This window comes from Catenibacterium faecis, assembly GCF_014306455.1.
Taxonomy (GTDB): Bacteria; Bacillota_I; Bacilli_A; order Erysipelotrichales; family Coprobacillaceae; genus Catenibacterium; species Catenibacterium mitsuoka_A.
This window is the reverse complement of sequence record NZ_JACRWG010000030.1, coordinates 1-22,222: the sequence shown is the minus strand read 5'-3', so window position 1 is coordinate 22,222 and position 22,222 is coordinate 1. Positions and strand designations below refer to the sequence as shown.

At 33.4% G+C, this 22,222-nt stretch carries 19 protein-coding genes; 14 read left to right on the top strand and 5 right to left on the bottom strand.

All coding sequences use genetic code 11. From position 1 onward, the window contains the following. Positions 1 to 10: 10 nt before the first annotated feature. A complete protein-coding gene (locus H8909_RS07840; protein ID WP_187012435.1) occupies positions 11 to 877 on the top strand; it encodes an alpha/beta hydrolase in 867 nt (288 codons plus the stop codon). A 199-nt stretch (positions 878 to 1,076) separates the two neighbouring features. Here H8909_RS07840 and H8909_RS07835 read toward each other — a convergent pair whose 3' ends face one another. The 4 genes from H8909_RS07835 to H8909_RS07825 form a co-directional block, all read right to left on the bottom strand. Then, positions 1,077 to 2,555, bottom strand: a complete 1,479-nt coding sequence (locus tag H8909_RS07835) for a glutamate synthase subunit beta (protein WP_187012434.1) — start codon at positions 2,553 to 2,555, stop codon at positions 1,077 to 1,079. 2 nt (positions 2,556 to 2,557) lie between these two features. Next, complete coding sequence (gene gltB / locus H8909_RS07830; RefSeq protein WP_187012433.1) at positions 2,558 to 7,069, bottom strand: glutamate synthase large subunit; 4,512 nt, start codon at positions 7,067 to 7,069, stop codon at positions 2,558 to 2,560. A 163-nt stretch (positions 7,070 to 7,232) separates the two neighbouring features. After that, a complete protein-coding gene (locus H8909_RS13620; protein WP_255465882.1) occupies positions 7,233 to 7,367 on the bottom strand; it encodes a hypothetical protein in 135 nt (44 codons plus the stop codon). 292 nt (positions 7,368 to 7,659) lie between these two features. After that, a complete protein-coding gene (locus H8909_RS07825; protein ID WP_187012432.1) occupies positions 7,660 to 8,355 on the bottom strand; it encodes a GntR family transcriptional regulator in 696 nt (231 codons plus the stop codon). Positions 8,356 to 8,442: 87 nt separating this feature from the next. Here H8909_RS07825 and H8909_RS07820 point away from each other — a divergent pair, with 87 nt between their 5' ends. The 3 genes from H8909_RS07820 to H8909_RS07810 are packed head-to-tail and all read left to right on the top strand — an operon-like array spanning position 8,443 to position 10,665. Further along, positions 8,443 to 9,261 carry an HAD family hydrolase gene (locus H8909_RS07820; protein ID WP_187012431.1) on the top strand — a complete coding sequence of 273 codons (819 nt, stop codon included), beginning with the start codon at positions 8,443 to 8,445 and terminating at the stop codon, positions 9,259 to 9,261. Continuing rightward, entirely contained in the window at positions 9,239 to 9,802 is a 564-nt protein-coding gene (locus tag H8909_RS07815; protein WP_187012430.1) for a pyridoxamine 5'-phosphate oxidase family protein, read from the top strand. Before H8909_RS07820 ends, H8909_RS07815 begins: the two co-directional genes overlap by 23 nt. Beyond that, positions 9,799 to 10,665 (top strand): NAD(P)-dependent oxidoreductase, encoded by an 867-nt coding sequence (locus tag H8909_RS07810; protein WP_187012429.1) that lies wholly within the window; start codon positions 9,799 to 9,801, stop codon positions 10,663 to 10,665. Before H8909_RS07815 ends, H8909_RS07810 begins: the two co-directional genes overlap by 4 nt. Here the strand turns inward: H8909_RS07810 and H8909_RS07805 are convergent. Beyond that, positions 10,662 to 11,759, bottom strand: coding sequence for an alanyl-tRNA editing protein (locus tag H8909_RS07805; RefSeq protein ID WP_187012428.1), 1,098 nt, complete (start codon positions 11,757 to 11,759; stop codon positions 10,662 to 10,664). The two genes, H8909_RS07810 and H8909_RS07805, sit on opposite strands and share 4 nt — an antisense overlap. A 142-nt stretch (positions 11,760 to 11,901) precedes the next feature. Between H8909_RS07805 and H8909_RS07800 the strand changes: the two genes are divergently transcribed. From H8909_RS07800 to cas2, 10 genes are all read left to right on the top strand, one after another. Next, positions 11,902 to 13,248 carry an MATE family efflux transporter gene (locus H8909_RS07800; RefSeq protein WP_369409820.1) on the top strand — a complete coding sequence of 449 codons (1,347 nt, stop codon included), beginning with the start codon at positions 11,902 to 11,904 and terminating at the stop codon, positions 13,246 to 13,248. 110 nt (positions 13,249 to 13,358) lie between these two features. After that, on the top strand, positions 13,359 to 13,637 hold the full coding sequence (locus H8909_RS07795; RefSeq protein WP_187012427.1) for an autorepressor SdpR family transcription factor: 279 nt from the start codon (positions 13,359 to 13,361) through the stop codon (positions 13,635 to 13,637). Then, positions 13,624 to 14,250 carry an SdpI family protein gene (locus H8909_RS07790; RefSeq protein ID WP_238928250.1) on the top strand — a complete coding sequence of 209 codons (627 nt, stop codon included), beginning with the start codon at positions 13,624 to 13,626 and terminating at the stop codon, positions 14,248 to 14,250. Before H8909_RS07795 ends, H8909_RS07790 begins: the two co-directional genes overlap by 14 nt. A 355-nt stretch (positions 14,251 to 14,605) precedes the next feature. After that, positions 14,606 to 16,963: a CRISPR-associated helicase Cas3' gene (gene cas3, locus H8909_RS07785; RefSeq protein ID WP_187012425.1), complete on the top strand. Its 2,358-nt coding sequence runs from the start codon at positions 14,606 to 14,608 to the stop codon at positions 16,961 to 16,963. Positions 16,964 to 16,976: 13 nt separating this feature from the next. Further along, positions 16,977 to 17,732, top strand: coding sequence for a type I-C CRISPR-associated protein Cas5c (gene cas5c / locus H8909_RS07780; protein WP_187012424.1), 756 nt, complete (start codon positions 16,977 to 16,979; stop codon positions 17,730 to 17,732). Continuing rightward, positions 17,707 to 19,536, top strand: coding sequence for a type I-C CRISPR-associated protein Cas8c/Csd1 (gene cas8c, locus H8909_RS07775; protein ID WP_187012423.1), 1,830 nt, complete (start codon positions 17,707 to 17,709; stop codon positions 19,534 to 19,536). The genes cas5c and cas8c overlap by 26 nt, the downstream gene beginning before the upstream one ends. A 3-nt stretch (positions 19,537 to 19,539) precedes the next feature. Further along, positions 19,540 to 20,391 (top strand): type I-C CRISPR-associated protein Cas7/Csd2, encoded by an 852-nt coding sequence (gene cas7c, locus H8909_RS07770; protein WP_187012422.1) that lies wholly within the window; start codon positions 19,540 to 19,542, stop codon positions 20,389 to 20,391. A gap of 2 nt (positions 20,392 to 20,393) precedes the next feature. Further along, entirely contained in the window at positions 20,394 to 21,056 is a 663-nt protein-coding gene (cas4, locus tag H8909_RS07765) for a CRISPR-associated protein Cas4 (RefSeq protein ID WP_187012421.1), read from the top strand. 1 nt (position 21,057) lies between these two features. Beyond that, on the top strand, positions 21,058 to 22,089 hold the full coding sequence (cas1c, locus tag H8909_RS07760) for a type I-C CRISPR-associated endonuclease Cas1c (RefSeq protein WP_187012420.1): 1,032 nt from the start codon (positions 21,058 to 21,060) through the stop codon (positions 22,087 to 22,089). Continuing rightward, positions 22,086 to 22,222, top strand: a 137-nt coding sequence (gene cas2, locus H8909_RS07755) for a CRISPR-associated endonuclease Cas2 (RefSeq protein WP_439647245.1), incomplete at its 3' end; no start/stop codon positions are given. The genes cas1c and cas2, both read left to right, overlap by 4 nt.

The following is a 22,222-nucleotide window of genomic DNA, read 5'->3' as shown; positions in this document are numbered from 1 at the left end:
GGGTTAAGGTATGTCTATACTTACTGATACAATTAGAAAACAGTTCAAAGAAGGGGACGATATCAGAGATGAAGGTTTGACTACACCTGATACAGTTCAACGATTTGATAATATTCTTTATGGTGATGATCCAGAATGGAATACAATGGATCTCTATATTCCTAAAGAAGAAAAAGAAAAACTTCCTATTATTATTAGTTTCCATGGTGGAGGCTGGGTTTATGGAGATAAGGAAAGATATCAATATTATTGCATGAGTCTTGCAGAAAGAGGTTTTGCGGTCATTAACTTTACTTATCGTCTCGCACCAGAATTCAAACATCCTGCACCACTTGTTGATATGAATCAAGTTGCTCATTGGATCATGAATCATGCAAAGGATTATTTTTTAGATACAGAACATATATATGGTGTAGGAGATTCTGCAGGAGCGCATTTACTAGTTCTCTATGCATCTATTCTTACAAATAAGGAATATGCTTCTACCTATGACTTTAAAGTACCAGAAGGCTTTCATTTTAGTGCACTCGCATTAAATTGTGGTGCTTATAACATCACGCCTGAATTAGAATTGACAGGAGAACTTATGAAAGAATATCTGCCTCTTGGAGGAACAGAAGAAGAATTTAAAGCAATCGATCCAAAACAATATATTACTTCAGACTTCCCTCCATGCTTTGTAATGACAGCAGAAGGGGATTTCTTGGTAGAAGATGCACTTACAATGAGTCAAGTACTGACTCATCGTAATGTCCCTCATATGTATAAATACTATGTAGGAGATAAACCTCTCAATCATGTCTTCCATTGTAATATAAAACTCAAGGAAGCAACACAATGTAATGATGAGGAATGTCAATTCTTCAGGGACTATTAAAAGAGGTAATTTAAAATAACTAGGGTGCATTTCTTTCCCTTTACTTTTCTCATTATTCAAATCATTTTTAAACAATTCATTCCATGTTTAATCTTTCGCTTTATCAATATGAAATTGAGTTGATCCATAGCTGTATCTCCTGTATTTATTCAAACATACAAAAAAAGGTTGCAACAATTACTGTTGCAGCCTTTATGTTTTATAACCCTGTATATCCCATTAAATCAAAGTCTACCTGCTTAGCAACGTCACGGCCTTCTCTAATAGCCCATACGACTAAAGACTGACCTCTACGGACATCACCTGCACTATATAACTTACTAATATTAGTATGATGATCATTTTCATCACATTTTACAGTATTTCTTGCATCTAATTCTACACCAAATGCGTTAATGATTGGCTTCTGTGCCCCGATAAATCCTGCTGCAATAAGCACTAGATCACAAGGTACTGTCTTTTCACTACCAGGTACCTGTTCAAATGAACGACGACCATCTTTCACTACAGTCTGTAGTTTTACAATCACAGCCTGTTTTACATTACCTTTACTATCAAGAATAAATTCCTTTACTGTACTATTATAGACACGAGGATCTTCACCAAATACTGCAATGTTTTCTTCCTGTCCATAATCAGTCTTCTTGACTAAAGGCCATTCTGGCCATGGATTAGAATCCGCTCTAACAAGTGGTGGTTCAGACATCATTTCTAGCTGTAATACAGACTTTGCGCCATGTCTAATTGCTGTACCAACACAGTCGTTTCCTGTATCACCACCACCGATGACTAATACATTCTTACCTTTCGCATTAGGATACTGTCCATCCTTGAATTCACTATTTAATAATGACTTAGTCACCTGAGTTAAATAGTCTACAGCGAATAAAATATTATTACCTTCTCTACCAGGTACATTAATATCTCTAGGTTCCTTAGCACCTACTGCAAGAATAACTGCATCATATTTACTTAATAATTCTTTTGCCTGTTTTTTAGTTGTAATGTCTTTATTTGTAAAGAACTTTACACCTTCTGCAATCATCTTATAAATACGACGATCAATGATATTCTTCTCAATCTTCATATTAGGAATACCATACATTAATAGTCCACCTAAACGATCTTCTCTTTCATATACATCACAATCATATCCACGTTGATTAAGTGTATCTGCAGCAGCTAAACCAGCAGGACCTGAACCAATAACTGCAATCTTTTTACCAACACGCTTTAATGGTGGTACTGGTTCTTCTAATAGATGTTCATAAGCATATTCAATAATCGCATGTTCATTTTCTTTAACTGATACAGCATCACCATTTAAAGAACATGTACATGCTTTTTCACATAATGCAGGACATACTCTAGAAGTGAATTCTGGGAAGTTATTTGTCTTCTTTAAACGTTTATGAGCCTGTTCATACTTACCTTTAAATACTAAATCATTCCATTCAGGAATTAAATTATTTAAAGGACAGCCAGAAAACATACCTTTAATCTTCTGGCCGTACTGACAAAATGGAATACCACAGTCCATACATCTTGCACCCTGTTTCTGCTGTTCTTTAGTAGACAAAGGGATATGGAATTCATCGAAGTTCTTAATACGTTCTGTAGGAGGAACCTCATAAGATGTCTCACGTGCATAATCTAAAAATCCAGTTTTCTTACCCATGACTATTTTCCTCCTTTCATAGCTGCATTAAATGCTTCTACCTTAGCCTGATCTTCATCTAGACCCTGTGACTGATAATAAGCAATCAGATCCATCATCTTCTTATAATCATGTGGGATGATCTTCTTAAACTTACCAATATATGTCTTGAAATCATCTAAGAACATCTTGGCTTTCTCTGAACCAGTATACTTATAATGATTTTCAATTAATTCTCTTACTGTCTTAATATCATATGGCTTATTGACTTCAGAATATTCTACAAGTGCACCATTTAGTTTTTCATATAAATCATTATTTGGATCATAGATATACGCAATACCACCACTCATACCAGCAGCAACATTTCTACCTGTTTCACCTAAAATAACAACTAAACCACCTGTCATATATTCTAATGCATGGTCACCGACACCTTCTACAACAGCCTTAGCACCAGAGTTTCTTACACAGAAACGTTCACCAGCAACACCATTGATATAAGCTTCACCACTTGTTGCACCATATAAAGCAACGTTACCAATAATAATATTGTCTTCAGCCTTGAATGTAGCTTCATGAGGTGTCTTCACAATAATCTTACCACCAGACAAACCTTTACCTAAGTAGTCATTAGAATCACCTGTTAATTCAAGTGTTAATCCTTTAGGAATAAAGGCACCAAAGCTCTGACCACCAGCACCAAATGCATGTACTGTAATAAAGTCATCTTCTACAAAATTACCTAAAGCCTTAGTAATATGAGAACCAAGAATAGTACCAAATGAACGGTCTGTATTAGACACTTCTACAGAAACTTCTGTCTTCTTATGAGACTGAGATGCCTGTTCTAATGCCTTTAATAATACCTTTGTATCAAGTACTTCATTTAATTTGAAGTCATATACATGAGCTGGATTAAAGCAGTTATGTGCATCATTTGCATATGTGCTATCTAAGATCTTAGATAAGTCTATATGATATTGATCTGCAATATCCTTCTTCTTTAATAAGTCAGTATGACCAACCATTTCATCGATTGTTCTAAATCCTAGCTGAGCCATATATTCACGCATTTCTTCAGCAACAAACTTCATGAAGTTTACTACATATTCAGGTTTACCTGTAAATCTCTTACGTAAGATAGGGTTCTGAGTTGCAACACCTACAGGACATGTATCTAAGTTACATACACGCATCATAACGCATCCCATAGTAATAAGTGGTGCTGTCGCAAAACCATATTCTTCTGCACCAAGTAAACATGCAATCGCAAGATCTCTACCAGTTAATAATTTACCATCTGTTTCAATTACGACACGATCTCTTAAATCATTCATGATTAATGTCTGATGTGCTTCCGCAAGACCTAATTCCCAAGGAAGACCTGCACTATAAACTGAGTTTCTAGGTGCTGCACCAGTACCACCATCATAACCAGAAATAAGAATAACTTGAGCACCTGCTTTCGCAACACCTGAGGCAATAGTACCAACACCTGCTTCAGATACTAACTTAACACTAATACGTGCTGCTTCATTCGCATTCTTTAAGTCATAGATCAACTGAGCTAAGTCTTCAATAGAATAAATATCATGATGAGGTGGTGGTGAAATAAGTGATACACCTGGAGTACTGTGACGAGTCTTCGCAATCCAAGGATAAACCTTACCTGCAGGTAAGTGTCCACCTTCACCAGGTTTTGCACCCTGAGCCATCTTGATCTGAATTTCACTGGCAGAACATAAGTATTCACTTGTGACACCAAAACGACCACTCGCTACCTGTTTAATAGCTGAACATGTAGAATCACCATTAGGGCGAGTGACAAAACGTTCTGCATCTTCTCCACCTTCACCTGAGTTACTCTTACCATGTAATCTATTCATTGCGATAGCCATTGTTTCATGCGCTTCTTTAGAAATAGAACCATAACTCATAGCACCTGTCTTAAAACGTTTCACAATGTTTTCTACAGGTTCTACTTCTTCTAGAGGGATAGGTTTTCTCTTACTGAAGTCAAAGTCTAATAAACCACGTAAGTTAATGCCTTCTTCTTCCTGACCAATAGTTTCAGAGAATTCCTTAAATAACTTATAATCACCTAAACGTGTTGCCTGCTGTAATAAGTGAATTGTCTTAGGGTTATAAAGATGGTTTTCTTTATGACTTCTTTCTTTATGGAATCCTCCAGAATCAAGTGTAGGATTTACATCATATCCAAGAGGATCAAAAGCCTGATTATGTAATGCATTTATATCAGCTTCAATATCCTTTAAAGTAATACCTTCAACTCTACTAACTGTATGAGGGAAGTATGTATCAATCACTTCTTTAGAAATACCAATGGCTTCAAAGTTCTGAGAACCACGATAAGACTGTAAAGTAGAAATACCCATCTTAGAAGCAATCTTGACGATACCAGAAAGTACAGCATGATTATAATCTTCTACTGCAGCATAGTAATCCTTTTCTAATAAGCCATCTTCTACAGCCTGATGAATTGTATCCTGAACAAGATAGGCATTAATAGCACTTGCACCATAACCAAGTAATGTCGCAAAATGATGTACTTCTCTTGTTTCACCAGATTCAATAATTAAAGCCATCTTCATTCTCTTCTTAGTACGTACTAAATAAGAGTTCACACTTGCGACTGCAAGTAATGCTGGAATAGCACAATGGTTATCATCTACACCACGGTCTGAAAGAATAATAATGTTTGCACCACGATGATATGCTTTATCTACTTCAATAAAGAGATGATCTAAAGCTTTCTTAAGAGATGTATTCTTATAATAAAGTGTAGAAATAGTTTCACTTTCAAAATCATCTGTATGAAGATGTTTTAATTTAAGAATATCTGTATTTGTAAGAATAGGATTATGAATATGTAATAAACGACAGTTATCAGGTGAATCATTTAAAATATTTCCTTCAGTACCAATATCTAATGAAGTAGATGTGACAATCTCTTCACGAATAGAATCGATAGGAGGGTTAGTTACTTGGGCAAATAACTGTTTAAAGTAATTAAAGAGTGGCTGATGCATAGTACTCATTGCAGCAAGAGGGGCATCATTACCCATAGCGATAATAGGTTCATTACCATTAGTAGCCATTGGAATAATATAGTCTTTAATATCTTCATACTTATAACCAAAAGCAGTCTGTAATGTTTCTAGCTTTTCATCACTAATGACTTCTACTCTTTCATTAGGAATCTTTAAATCCTTTAAGTATGTGAGATGTGAATCAAGCCATTCACCATAAGGTTCCTTTTGTGCATAATAGTCCTTTAACTCATCATCATTAATAAGAACGCCCTTCTTAGTATCTACAAGAAGCATCTTACCAGGACGTAAACGATCCTTAACCACAATATCTTCTGTAGGAACATCTAAAGAACCTACTTCAGAAGATAAGATTAAATAAGAGTCTTTAGTAATATAATAACGAGAAGGTCTTAAACCATTTCTATCAAGTACAGCACCCATTAATTCACCATCAGAGAATAAAATAGAAGCTGGTCCATCCCAAGGTTCCATGACTGTAGCGTTATAAGCATAGAAATCTTTCTTCTTTTTAGACATAGAAGGATTGTTTTCCCATGGTTCTGGAATACACATCATAACAGCACGAGGAAGTTCCATACCACTCATAACTAAGAATTCTAATGTGTTATCTAACATTGCAGAATCTGAACCATTTACATCTACAACAGGGAATACCTTTTCTGTATCTAATACATCACATTTCATGTTTTCTTCACGAGAAAGCATGTTGTTCGCATTACCTCTAATTGTATTAATTTCACCATTGTGGACAATAAAGCGGTTTGGATGTGCTCTTTGCCATGATGGATTTGTATTAGTAGAGAAACGAGAATGCACTAATGCAATCGCACTCTTATAATCTTCATCCTGTAAATCACTAAAGAAACTTCTTAACTGTCCTACAAGGAACATACCTTTATATACAATAGTACGGCTAGATAATGAACATACATAAGTATTTTCATTACTCTGTTCAAAAATTCTTCTTGCTTGATAAAGAAGACGATCAAAAGGAAGACCTACTTCACAATCATCAGGTTTCTTTACAAAACCCTGCATAATATAAGGCATTGCATCAATCGCTTTAGTACCTAATACCTCTTTATGTGTTTCTACCTTTCTCCATCCAAGGAAAGTCATACCTTCCTTAGTAATAATCTTTTCAAACATAGTCATAGCCTGATGTCTTTCTAGTTCATTCATAGGGAAGAAGAACTGACCTACACCATAATGACCTTCCTTAGGTAACTGGAAATCCTTTACACTCTTCTTGAAGAATGTATAAGGAATCTGTGTGAGGATACCAACACCATCACCTGTTTCTCCCTTTGCGTCCTTACCTGCTCTATGCTCTAACTGTTCTACAATCTTTAACGCATTTGATACTGTCATATGCGTTTTTACACCTTTGATATTAACAACTGCACCAATACCACAGTTATCATGTTCAAAAGATGAATCATATAAACCTTTGTTCATGCACACACCTCCTATATAAGTGAAACTATATTACAAAATATTTTTATCATTGTAAAGAAAAATTGTTAATAAAGTTGTAAAATGTTTGTAAAATTTATGAATATGCGAAAAATAACATAATATAACTTCATTAAAGCGAAATAGCATAATAAAAAGAAAGCCTTTACGACTTTCTTGTGATAATTTCTTCTTGGATATGCTTAATACGATGATACATACCTGGATGATCATAAGAGGTATATTCAATGAAGTCTGCAGGATACAAATCTATATCATAATAATGATAAAAATCAATCATTTCATATTAAAAACTCTCTTTATTCATTACTGAAATTAAAAAATATATAAAAATCATTGGTATTAATATTGAAATGCAAGCGCATACGTACTATAATACCCATAGAATCTAGAACGCAAATAAATGACTGCTTGAAATTGCAGAAGGACAAATATTATAAAACCATTTCTCAATTAATGCCTATCAACTTATTGTCATTCCTAAATACTGCGAATATATAATCCGGATTGTTCCTCACTGCATGTTGCCTCTAGATAAGAAAAAAAAGAACCCTGCGAGGTTCTTTTTTTTCTTAGTCTACATTAGATGCATAGAAATGAGTTGTCTTATAGTTATACACCATACGTGATACATTAAATAGCTGTCCATTAGAAAGATGTACATAATCTTCTACTTCTAATGCTGGACTACCTTCTTCTAATCCTAGAATAGAAGCTTCCTGTGCACTTAACTGTTTAACATGGAAATACTTATCTGCAAAACCAATACTTAACTTTAAATCATTCTTAATATAACTATAGATTGACTGACTTGCAATACGACGATCAAGTGAAGGAACAAGATCCTTATTATAGTAAGTATATTCAATAGCCATTGGAACACCATCCATCTTTCTTACTCTTTCAATATAATAGATAGGTGTAGTAAGTTCACATTGCATACGTTTTGATAGTTCTTCTCCAGCCATCATAATATGGAATCCTTTGACATCAGTAGTAATTTTATGACGTGGGGCATTCTCAGTAATACCACATGAACCATTCATCCATAAAGAATCATCATCTCTTGTATGACGTACAAATACACCACTTCCCTGAATAGAGAATAGGGTACCCTGTTTCTTTAAAGTACGGATCGCATTTCTAATTGTATTTCTGCTTACTTGATACTGTTCAATTAACTGATCTTCTGTTGGTAGCTTATCAGTATATTCGTTTTTTTCTATTTTGCGGATAATATCTTCCACAACTTCTTGATATTTAGACATTTTTTCATCACCGCCCACATATTAACATAACCTAACTTTTTGGTCTAGTACGAAAATAGTGATATAATGCATTTTGAGGTGAAAAGTATGAATTTTACACAAATTAAGATGATTATTTGTGATATGGACGGTACTTTGTTGGATAATCAGAAGAATTTACCTCCACATTTTAATCAAATATACAAGGAATTGTATGATAGAAATATCATTTTTGCGATTTCATCTGGAAGGCAGATGGGAGAAGTGAGAAAGTATTTTAAAGGAAATAAAACTATCTACCTTATGGCTGAAAATGGCGGCTATATACAACATAACGGAGATACGTTACTTGCAGACTATATGAACCAGGAAGATGTATATAAACTAGTTGACTATGTGAATACGCTTAAAGGCACGGCTCCTATGTTAAGTGGTAAGAAGGCCATGTATGCATTCAATAAAGATAAGGAACTTATAAGTAAGCATACAAGTCACTTTAATATTACTTATGTAGATACAGTGGAAGACATTGATGATGATATATTCAAGATTACAGTCTGTGATCCTATGGATCCAGTGAAGAACTGTTTGGAAGGTCCTTTGTCTTGCATTAAAGGTTTTGAAGTAAAACCATCCGGAGACTGTTGGATTGATATTAATAAGAAGGGACAATCTAAAGCAGATAGTGTCGTCTTCTTACAAAAGACATTAAGTATATCAGAAGAAGAAACAATGGTATTTGGGGATTCTGATAATGATCTATCGATGTTCACACATGCTTATTATAGTTATGCAATGAAGAATGCTGATCACTTTATACAAAGTAAAGCACGTTTTGTGACTCAAGAAGATAATGATCATGATGGGATTATGAAGACAATACAGAAGATGATGGAGGATGAAGATGGATTACTTATACAAATTTAAAGATGGTTTGACTATTGTGAAGGATGATATGCCATTAGGTGATCATTGTATGCATTATAGTGATGACTGGGAATCATTACTTCCTTTTCAAGTTCCAGGGAAGATGAGAAAAACAAAACAGCTATTAAACTATAATGAATCAGTAAATATAATTAATAGGATATCATATGGTGTTCTCTCATTCTTTGATGAAATACCTTATAGTGTTCCTCTAGATCATATTTATATGAATGGAAAGCTTTATTTCCATACATCAAAGACAGGTTATAAAATTAATGGTGTAGGGAAACAGGCAAGTTATACTGTTGTAGAAGATTGTGGTATCAATGAAGAAAAGACAACACACAATCATCGTTCAGTATATATATTAGGTATATTAGAAGAAGTAGAAAATAAAGAAACAAAGAAAGATGTATTAGAAACACTCGTTCATACACTTTGTCCTACGCAGAAGGTAGATATTACTGATCAAATGATAGATAATGTGAATATCTTAGAATTAGATATACAGTATATGATAGGAAAGGAACATATAAGATGAAGAAAATCGGATTTATTGGTTTAGGTATCATGGGGTTACCTATGGCAGGTCATTTAATGGATGCAGGTTATGAAATGCATATTTATGCAAGACATCCAGAAAAAGTGACATCTTTAGTAGAAAAGGGGGCGACACTTCATTCTACTATTCATGATTGTGTGAAAGACGTAGATGCAGTCATGACTATTGTAGGTTTTCCACAGGATGTGGAAGAAGTTTATTTTAATGACAACAACATTCTTGATTCAGTAAAGGAAGGTACATATCTTATTGATATGACGACAACATCACCTACACTTGATCAAAGAATATATGAAGAAGGTAAAAAGAGAAATCTACACGTATTAGATGCACCAGTCACTGGTGGAGATACAGGTGCAAAGAATGCGACTCTTTCTATTCTTGTAGGAGGAGACACAGAAGATTATGAAGCATGTCTTCCTTTATTTAAAGCTATGGGTACTAATATTAATTATCAGGGTCCTAGTGGTTCAGGACAGCATGCAAAGATGGCTAATCAGATCATGATTGCAGGGGCATTATCTGGTGTATGTGAAGCACTCACATATGCATCTAGTAAAGGTTTAGATTTAGATGTTTTATTAAAGTCTGTGTCTACTGGTGCGGCAGGAAGTCATCAGTTAGATGCATTTGGTCCTAAAATCTTAAAAGATGATTATCAGCCAGGATTCTTTATGAAACACTTTATTAAAGATATGAAACTTGCTGATGAAGAAGCCAAAGAATCAGATATTACACTTAATGTATTAGAAACAGTATTAAAGAATTATCAGGAATTAGAAAAAGAAGGCTATGGTGACTTAGGTACACAAGCTTTAATGAAGTATTATAAAAAGCCCTAAGAGAGGGCTTTAAGCAACTCAGTCTTAGAAGCAGGGGTAAATCCCTGGATCATCTCTTTTGATCCTCCACCTTTGCTTCTAAGGCTTTTTAATTGTGTTAATATATCCAATGCATTATTCGCAGAACCTATGACATAACGATAACCTTTCTCATCATTTCCTACAAATACACCACCTGTACCATAAACATGGACGAGATGATTAGTCACTTCTCTTTGATTTACAGGTAAACAGTCTTCTACAAATAAATACGCATGGTCACATAAAGAAAGCATATGTTCTTTCTCTAGCTGTGCATATTTGACTTCTAGAGCTGTTTTTTCTTCATACATCTTATTGACTTGTTTTACAAGTGTTTGATTGTTGGAAGAGAAAAGATGATAAAGTGATTCAAGATGATCAAAATCATCCTTAAAACGATGATAAGCACGTTCCCCAAATAAGAATATAAAACGTGTACCTCTAGTTGTATGAATCACTTTGATGATCTTGAATACCCCTAATTCTCCCGTTCTTTTCACATGAGGTGCACAACATGCACATATATCATAATCTTTGATTTCTACAATACGTACTTTACCTTCAATCTCTTTCTTAGAACGATAAGAGATACTCTCTAAATCATCAGGATAGAAACAATGGACCTCTTTATTCTCATAGATAGCTTGATTCACTTTCTCTTCTATTAAATCAATATCTTTGATATCACCATCATATTCTACTTGTCCTTCTTCGCTATTTAGATGGAAACTCACATTATCATAACCATACATACTATGCACAATACCAGAAAGAAGATGTTCTCCTGTATGATTCTGCATAAAAGAATAACGTCTCTTCCAATCGATATGACCTTCTATTGTATCTCCTACCTGTAAGTGATGCTTCTTAACATAATGGATAATCACATCATCCTTAATCTGTACATCTTTGACAGGAATATCATTAATAGTCCCTAAATCACATTCCTGACCACCTTCTTCAGGAAAGAAAAGTGTCTGGTCAAGAATGATTTGATTCTTGTTTACTTCTATTACTGTTGCCTTAAAATCTGTACTATAAGGCATTTCATCATATAGTTTTATTGTTTTCATATATATCACCTTTATTATTCTAACATAAACACTTGACCGAGAGGTACTACCGAGTGCTAAAGTGTTTTCATAATTTGTGAGTTATGAATTATAAACATTGATTTGTGTTAAAATAACACAGAAAAAGAAGGGGGAAATTATTGTGGATAAAAAGAAAACATCAGTCAATATGCTGGAGGGTTCAATATTTAAGAGTTTAGTTATCTTTATGATTCCAATTCTTATATCAAACATCTTCCAGCAATTCTATAACACAATGGATACTGCCATTGTAGGAAATACTTTAGGAATGACATCACTTTCTGCCATTGGTTCATGTGCAGCAGTCTATGACTTGTTAGTAGGTTTTGCGTTAGGTATTGGGAATGGGTTATCTATTGTCACTGCAAGAAGCTATGGTTCAGGAGATGAAGAACTATTAAAGAAATCAGTTGCAGCTAGTTTTGTGATTGGTATTATATCTTCTATTGTGATTACTATTATTGCCTCTATTGGAATCAAACCATTACTTATTGCAATCAATGTATCACCGGACTTACTAAATGAAGCTTATAGCTATATTATTGTGATTGTACAATTCTTAGTCGTTATGTTTGCCTATAATCTATGTGCAGGATTATTACGTGCTATAGGGAATAGTTTAATGCCTTTAGTATTCTTAATCATATCATCAGTATTAAATATTGGTTTAGACTTATTCTTTATCACACAGCTTCATATGGGTGTAAGAGGAGCAGCAGTTGCGACAGTTATTGCCCAGGGTGTATCAGTCGTATTATGTTTGATTTATATCTTTAAGAATGTCCCATTACTCGTACCAGAAAAGAGACATTTTAAATTTGATGCAGCTCTTTATAAAGAACTATTAGGTCAGGGATACTCTATGGCTGTTATGAGTGCTATCGTTAATGCAGGTTCAGTTATCTTGCAGTCAGGTATCAATGGTTTAGGAAGCAAACAGATTATTGCAGGTCATACTGCTGCAAGAAAGCTTTATATGTTCTTCAATATGCCATTTACTGCCATGGCTCAAGCAGCAAGTACATTTGTATCTCAAAACAAAGGCGCAGAAAATGTATCACGCATTCGCAAAGGTATGAAACAGATGTATATCTATGATGTTGTTGTAGCCGCACTAGCAACCGTTATTCTATTATTAAGTGCCCCTACACTTGTAACATGGATATCAGGTACAACAGATCATACAGTCTTATACAATGGTTCACTTTATTTACGTATCGTAGCCCCTAACTATGCAGTATTAGGTATATTAATGCAGACTAGATTTGCCTTGCAAGGTATTGGACAAAAGATGTTACCACTTGTATCTAGTATTATTGAATTAGTTGGTAAGATCATTTTCGTATTCGCACTTATTCCAGTCTTTAAATATATGGCTGTCATCTTCTGTGAACCAGTTATCTGGGTCGTTATGACAATCTATCTATTAATCGTATTCTGGAGAGATCCATTCATTAAAGAGGCTTAGTCCTCTTTTTCTTTTAATACCTATTTAGAAATATTTCTAAATAGGTATTGTATTTCTTGGCGTTTATTGTATAATCTATTTAGAAAGTTATCTAAATAGGTGGTGAACATATGTTTGAGAAAACATTTAAAGCACTCAGTGCACCTGTAAGAAGAGATATTCTTAACTTATTAAAGAAAGGAAGGATGTCTGCAGGAGATATAGCTGCACAATTTGATATGACACAGGCCACTGTCTCATATCATTTATCGATATTAAAATCTGCAGACTTAGTAAGAGAAGAAAAAGATAAGAATTATATTTATTATGAAATTAATGCGACTGTGTTTGAAGAAATGTTGTTGTATTTTAAGTCTTTCTTAGGAGGAAAAGATGATGTTGAAGAATAAATGGTTTAAGTTTAGTTTGGTATTATTTATGTTGCCACTTGTATGTATATTAGTGACTTATAATAAGTTACCTGCACAAGTCGCAACACACTTTGATTTTCATGGAACACCTGATGGGTATATGAATAAGTTCTTAGGTTTATATGGTGTGTGGGCATTTATGCTAGTACTTCATATATTCTGTGCTTTTATGACATTTAAGGATCCTAAGAAGAGTAATATACCAGATATAGGACTAAGAATTGTATTAATGATTTGTCCGTTAATATGCTTGATGGTGACTCTACTTATTATTACATATAGTCTAGGCTATCGTTTTGATATGACATTTATTATGAATATAGTAATAGGGCTCATCTTTATTATTTTAGGTAATTACTTACCTAAAATAAAAAGAAACTATACTATAGGTATTCGTACTTCATGGGCATTAAATAGTGATGAGAACTGGTCACGTACACATAGATTTTCTGGTTATGTGTTTGTATTGAGTGGAATGTTGTATATTATCTTTAGTATGTTAGGTTATATGTTTATTGGTTTAGGTATTATACTTATATCTAGTTTACTATGTTTTGGTTATAGCTATAGTTTATACAAGAAGGGGATTTAGTGGGCATACCACTAAATCTTTTTTTAATAGTTTTTTCTAAGACTGCAAATTGGTGCATTAAATACAAAACTAGTGTATAGTAATGGATGGGTAAGGGAATAGCTCATACCAAAATCCGATTTCCTTACCATGATCACCGTAGGTGATCTTTTTTTTATGTTTTGAAACATTAATAATAATTTTAAGTAAATTTTACTTAACACCTAATTATAGGCATTGTCAGAGGGGGTACTTGAGAAAATTTATTTTTAAAAGTGTATAATAATAGTAGATGAAATAATACATATGGAAGCGATTACGATGTATAATGTATTTATAACTGTTTATATTATTTTATAGAGAATGGGTGATAATGATGGATAAAAAGTACTTAGCGCATATATCTGAAGATAGAGAACAAACAGTATATGAGCATTGTGAAAATGTATCTCGATATGCAGAATTAGAAGCGAGAAAAGTTGGACTAGGTAGCACTTTGAGAGTTGCAGGTTTATTACACGATGTAGGAAAACTGACTGATGAGTTTAATGAGTATATTCATAAGGCGGTTGAGAATCCAAATTCTGTAAGAAGAGGTAGCATCAATCACTCTAGTGCAGGTGCAAAGTATATTATGGATTATGGATCTAAACATAATATAAAGTATTCACCTGAACTCATTGCATATTCTATTTTTTCACATCATGGATTGAACGATTGTGTTGATGAAAATGAAGAAGATAAGTTCACGCCTAGATTAAAGGTGGATGAGCATATGTATAAGAACGTATTGAATAATATAGATCCTTTAGTCAATGAAGTTGATTTAAAAGGTTTATTGCAAGATTCAGAAGAAGAATTTACTACTTTAGTTGAAAAGATAAAAAAGATTTGTATTGATATGAAATCAAACTGTGATGAAAATAGTTCTTTTCTATTAGGGTGTCTAGAACGATTAATTTTATCTTATTTAATTGATGCAGATAGAAGAGATACTGCAGAATTTATGCAGGGTAAGATTAATGATAGAAAAAGCCAAGAAGAAATTAAAGAGTTATGGATAGATTATCAAAAAAAGTTAAATCAGAAATTGGATAGTTTTAAAACTATTACAAAGATTGATAAATTACGTAAACAGATGTCTGATTATTGTTTTGACTTTACTAAAAACGGCAATGGAATATATAGGTTATCTATTCCAACTGGAGGAGGAAAAACTCTCTCAAGTATGCGTTACGCACTAGAGTTAGCTAAGAAAGAAAATAAAGAACATATCATATATGTTGCACCATTCCTATCAATACTAGAACAAAATGCAAATGAGATAAGAACCATTTTAAATGATGATGACAATATTCTAGAGCATCATTCAAATGTATGTATTGATGAAAACAATGTTGAACAATTGAATAGACATGAATTACTTGCTGATGATTGGAGTGCTCCTATCATTATGACAACTACAGTTCAATTTTTGAATACATTGTTTGATGGGGGAATGCAGTCGGTTAGACGTCTTCATCAATTAACAAATGCGGTCATTATTATAGATGAAGCACAATCAATTCCTATAAAGTGTTTGAATCTTTTTACTACATTCATGAATTTTTTATCTTATTGTGGAAATTCTACGATTGTAATGTGTACAGCAACTCAACCGTTGTTTGAGAAAATCAATAGACCACTTCTGTATAATGATAAGTGTAAGGATATGATTCCTAATATTGAATTCTTCTCTAATGAATTCAAGAGAGTTCATATAGAAAGACCTGATAAGAAAGAATATGATTATGAGTCTTTAGCACAGTTTATATTGGATAAGATGGATCAAAATATATTGGTTGTTCTTAATACAAAAAGTGCTGTAAGAGGAGTATATAATGCGATAAAAGAATTAGTAAGTGATGATGATGATGTTATTCAATTAACTACTTACATGTGTGCTCAACATAGACTAGACATCATTAAGAAGATGAAGCAGTCATTATCAAGTCGTAAAACAATTTGTATTAGTACACAGTTGATTGAAGCAGGTGTAGATATTTCTTTCCAAACTGTTATTAGATCTTTAGCTGGATTAGATAGTATTACGCAAACAGCTGGAAGATGTAACAGAAATGGTGAAACGAGTGAAGGAATTGTTTATATGGTTGATGTGCAGGAGAATTTAAATCAATTACGCGATATAAGAGAATCTGTAAAGGCAACTAAGCGTGTATTGGATGATTATACAGGCGATTTATTGATGCCAGAGGCTATTAGGAAATATTATGAAAGATATTATTATCCTAAAATGTCTAATAACAATGCGAATAGTCCAATGGATTATTGCCTTAAGAATCATCAATCTGTCAAAGATTTATTTCACTATTTATCATCAAATAGAAGACCATCTGGTTATGGCTATTTACAATGTCAGGCTTATAAATACGCAGGAAAGAATTTTAGTGTGATTGAAAAAGGGAATACAGTCGGACTTATTACTCAATATGGTGAAGCTAAAAATATTGTGGAGGAAATGATGAATAATCCTTATGATTTGGCCTTTGTGAAGCAATGTTTAAAGAAGTTGCAAAGGTACACAGTCAATGTCTATCAGACAGACGCAAGATTGAAAGAAATTGAGAATCGCCAAGGCATTACAAGATTTAATGAAGATATTTTGATCTTGGATGAAGGGTTTTATACAAATGAGGAAGGATTAAGTACGGAATTATCATTAGAAATATTCTAAAGGAGGATGAAGGATGGAACATAAGAATAGTATTGAATTCAAAGTGTATGGGAGATATGCCTTATTTACAGATCCACTTACAAAGACAGGTGGTGAGAAATATACATATCAGATTCCTACATATCAAGCACTAAAAGGAATATGTGAAAGCATTTATTGGAAACCTACATTTCAATGGGTGATTGACGATGTAAGAATCATGAATCCTATTAGAACACAAAGTCAGGGAATTAGACCAATACATTATCAGGATTCAAAGAATGATTTGTCTATTTATACCTATTTAAAAGATGTTGAATATCAAGTAAGAGCACATTTTGTATGGAATGAAAATAGAAAAGACTTGGTAGGAGATAGAAATGAAAATAAGCACTGGTTGATTGCGAAAAGAATGGTCGAACGTGGAGGAAGAAGAGATATTTTCCTTGGTACAAGAGAATGTCAGGCTTATGTCGAACCATGTAAGTTTGGTGAATCAAAAGGATACTATGATGATAGCAACATGTCATTTGGAATAATGGTTCATGGTATTACGTATCCTGATGAATCAAAAGTAGAAGATGGTAAAGGCAAAATGAGTATTAGATTATGGAAACCTGTGATGCAGGATGGAAGTATTCATTTTATTACACCAGATGAATGTCCTATTGTGAAAGATGTAGGCAAGCAGGAAATTAAAGTATTTGAAAAGGGTGTTAATTTTTCTGGATTAGATGAATTTGAGAAAGGAGGAGTATTTGGCGATGAGTTGGATAAGCAATTTGAGTAGCACATATGATCAATGTGAGTCATTAATCGGTAAGGTGAGTGGAGATGATAATTCAGTAATTTTATTGCCATTGTTTCATCTACAGTTGAAAGCACAGATAGAAATTTATATTGATCAAGAAGGAAATTTTATTAGGGCTGAAAGAATACCCAAGGATGATCAAGTAACTGTATTTCCTGTGACTGAAGATAGTGCTAGTAGAAGTAGTGGGATAACTCCTATGCCTCTGTTTGATAAGTTGTGCTATATTGCAGGAGATTATGATCAATATAGTAATGACTCAAAGAATAAAAGACAATGTTTTGAATCTTATATTAAACAATTAGGTGATTGGGCTAATTCGGAGTATTCTTGTTCACAGATTAAAGCTATTTATACTTATTTGAAAAAAGAGCATGTGATGCAAGATTTAATTGCTGATGATAAGTTTGATAAGGATTCTTTGGATGATGTTGCAAGATTTATAGTAGAATCTCCTGATTCTATGGATGAAAAAGTCTGGGAAGACAGTTTAGTTCATGATTGTTTTATAGCCTATACTTTGAGTAAGACAAGTGATTTAGGCATTTGTTATGCGACAGGAGAAGTGACACAATTAACAACAAAGTTACCTGCAAAAATTCGTAATGCGGGGGATAAAGCAAAACTCATATCATCAAATGATACTTCAGGGTATACATTTAGAGGTAGATTTAAAAATGCTGAGCAGGCAGTTGGTATAGGGTATGTAACATCTCAAAAAGCACACAATGCATTGCGCTGGTTAATATCTAAGCAGGGATATAGAAACGATACTGAGCGTATAGTGTGTTGGGCAAGTAAGACAATTAAAACACTTGAACCGTTTGATAATCCTTTCGCATTATTTGCTGAAGAAAAAGTTGAGATTGATACTTTAGAAAAGTATGCACATCAGATTAGTTGTTTATTAGCTGGATATCGTACAAAACTAAGTAATGAAAAAGTATCAATAATATCAGTAGATACAGCGGATGGATCAAATCAAGGCCGTTTATCAATTACGTACTACAACGAACTGTTGGGAAAAGAATATCTTGATAGGCTTAATAAGTGGTATCTAGAATGTAATTGGAGATTACATCGTAAAGTAGATGGTGAATATGTTGATTATATAGGAACACCTACGCCGTTAGATATTGCACGTGCAGCTTATGGTGTGGATCAAGAAGGATTATTGAAGATTACCAATTCAAAATTACAGAAGAAGTGTGTGGATCGAATATTGTCTTGTATTGTGGATAATAGAAAATTGCCGATGGATATTCTGCAGTGTGCTGTAAACAATGCAAGTAATCCACAAAAATACGGTTCTTATAACTGGAATTTTATATTAGAAACAACATGTGCACTTATTAGAAAACATAACATCGATTATAAGAAAGGAGAATATAGTGAAATGTTAGAAGAAGACAAGTATAGAAAGGATAGAGATTATTTATTTGGAATGTTGCTAGCTATTCTGGATGATATTGAGAATTCATATTATTATCATGCGCAAATGGATTTTAGAGAAACAAATGCTAGTAAACTATGGAATATTTACTCAAGATATCCTGCTAGAACATTTGAAGAAATAAGAAGAAAGTTACAACCTTATTTAGCAAAAACAAGTAAGCCAATTAGAGAAAATCAATCAAAGAGAATTGAACATATATTGGAATGCTTGCGAGATATTGATGGTTTTAATAACAAACCATTAAATGAAAATTATTTATTAGGCTATTATTGTGAAAGAGCAGAAATAAGAAAAATTAGATCAAATTCAAAGAAAGAAGAGGAATAAAAGATGAGTGAATTTAAGAATAAAATTGATTTTGCAGTATTATTTACAGTTGAAAAGGCTAATCCAAATGGGGATCCATTAGATGGTAACCGTCCAAGAGTTGATGTAGATGGCTATGGTGAAATGTCAGATGTATGTATCAAGAGAAAAATTAGAAATAGACTTCAGGATATGGGTGAAAAAGTCTTTGTACAGTCTCAGGAAAGATCTGATGATGGATGCAATAGTTTATCTGCAAGAGCTGATGCAAATAAGGAATTAGCTAAACATAAGAAAGATAAATCAGGGGATGAGTATGCAAAAATCGCATGTGAATCATGGATTGATGTGAGAAGTTTTGGACAGGTGTTTGCATTTAAAGGAAATTCTCTATCAGTAGGTGTGCGTGGTCCTGTAACTGTGAGAACAGCTGTCAGTGTATCACCAGTGGATGTTTCTACAATGCAGATTACAAAGAGTGTAAACAGTGAAGAAAAAGCAGGTAAAGCTTCAGATACAATGGGAAGTAAAAACCGTGTGGAATTTGGTTTATATAAACTTTGTGGAAGCATCAATCATCAGTTAGCTGAAAAGAATGGTTTTTCTGAAGAAGATGCTGAAAAGATTAAAGAAGCATTAGTAACATTATTTGAAAATGATTCTTCTTCTGCTAGACCAGATGGAAGTATGGAAGTTAAGAAAGTATATTGGTGGAAACATAATTGTGAAATGGGTCAGTATTCATCTGCAAAAGTTCATAATTCATTACATGTAAATCTTCTTCCAGAAGTAGTAATTCCTAAGAAATATGAAGATTACGAAGTTACATTAGATAACCTTGAAGGTTTAGATGTAGAAGTTATTGAAGGAAGATAATTATGAAGTATGCTGAAGAAGATTATTTGATGTTATCTGGAATTCAGCATTTTCAGTTTTGTCGACGCCAATGGGCTTTGATTCATATAGAGCAACAATGGGATGAAAACCTAAGAACTATTGAAGGTGAAATCTTTCATTCAAATGCACATAATGATAATTTTATAGAAAAACGTAATAACATAATCATTACAAGAGGTATGAGAGTATTCTCTCATACCTTGGGTGTGCATGGGGTATGTGATATTGTTGAGTTTGTGAGGGATGATCACAATGGAGTCTCTATTCATGGCCGAGAAGGAAAATATACAATAGAGCCTGTTGAGTATAAAAAGGGGAAACCTAAATGTGACCAAAGTGATATTCTGCAAGTTGTGGCACAAGCAATGTGCTTAGAAGAAATGTTAGTATGTGAGATTAATAAAGCATATATTTTTTATGGTGAGACAAGGCGTAGAGAGACTATTTTAATAACAGAAGAATTAAGAAAGTTAGTTGCAGATAGTTTTAAAGAAATGCATCAGTATTTCGATAAGAGGTACACTCCTAAAGTGAAATGGTCTAAAAGCTGTAATGCGTGCTCATTAAAAGAAATATGTTTACCAGTTTTAGGAAAGAATAAATCGGTAAAGGATTATATTCAATCTAAGGTTGAGGAAAACTAATATGAAAAAACTATTAAACACTCTTTATATCACTAACCCTGATTACTATTTGTCATTAGAGGGTGAGACAGTAACGGTTTTATCTGATAAAAAGAAGATTGGTAAGATTCCTTTACATAATCTTGAAAGTATTATCACTTGTGGTTATATGGGCGCAAGTCCTGCATTGATGGGAAAATGTGCTCAAGAAGGAATATCTATAATATTTCTCTCTAGGAATGGAAAGTTTCTTGCTAGAATTGTTGGCGAGCAATATGGAAATGTGATTTTAAGAAAGACGCAATACAGAGTATCAGAATGTGAAGAAGAGTCTTTAAAATTAGCAAAATGTTTTATTATGTCCAAACTTTATAATAGTAGATGGATTTTAGAAAGAGCTATACGAGATCATAAATTGAGAGTTGATACTGAAGCTTTAAAAAGTGCTTCACTTACCTTAAAGAATTCTTTGAATTCGGCTTATGAATGTAAATCTATGGATTCGTTAAGGGGAATTGAGGGTGAAGCAGCGAGTATTTATTTTGGAGTATTTAATGAATTAATTCTTCAGCAGGAAGAAGACTTTAGTTTTGAGTTTAGAAGCAGAAGACCACCTTTGGATAAAGTGAATGCATTATTATCTTTTGCATATGTACTATTAACATCAATGTGTACTTCAGCATTAGAATCAGTAGGGTTAGATCCATATGTAGGATTTATGCATACTATAAGGCCTGGTAGAAAATCTTTAGCTCTTGATTTAGTAGAAGAATTAAGAAGTGTATTTGCTGATAGATTTGTGATTACGTTAATCAATAAAAAGCTTATTTTAAGCAAGCATTTTATTGAGCAAGAAGATGGTGCTGTATTACTAAATGATGAGGGTAAGAAGATATTCTTCAAATACTGGCAACAGAAAAAATTGGAAGTAATAGAGCATCCGTATTTGAAAGAAAAAGTAGAATGGGGTATGGTTCCTTATGTTCAAGCATTATTATTAAGTCGTTATTTACGTGGTGATCTAGATTCTTATCCAGCATTCTTTTGGAAGTGATAGTATGTTTATATTTAATTACTTATGATGTTTCTACTGTAGCAAGTGCAGGCAAAACAAGACTCAGAAAAGTAGCAAAAGAATGTGAGAACTGTGGACATAGAGTACAGAATTCAGTATTTGAATGTCAGGC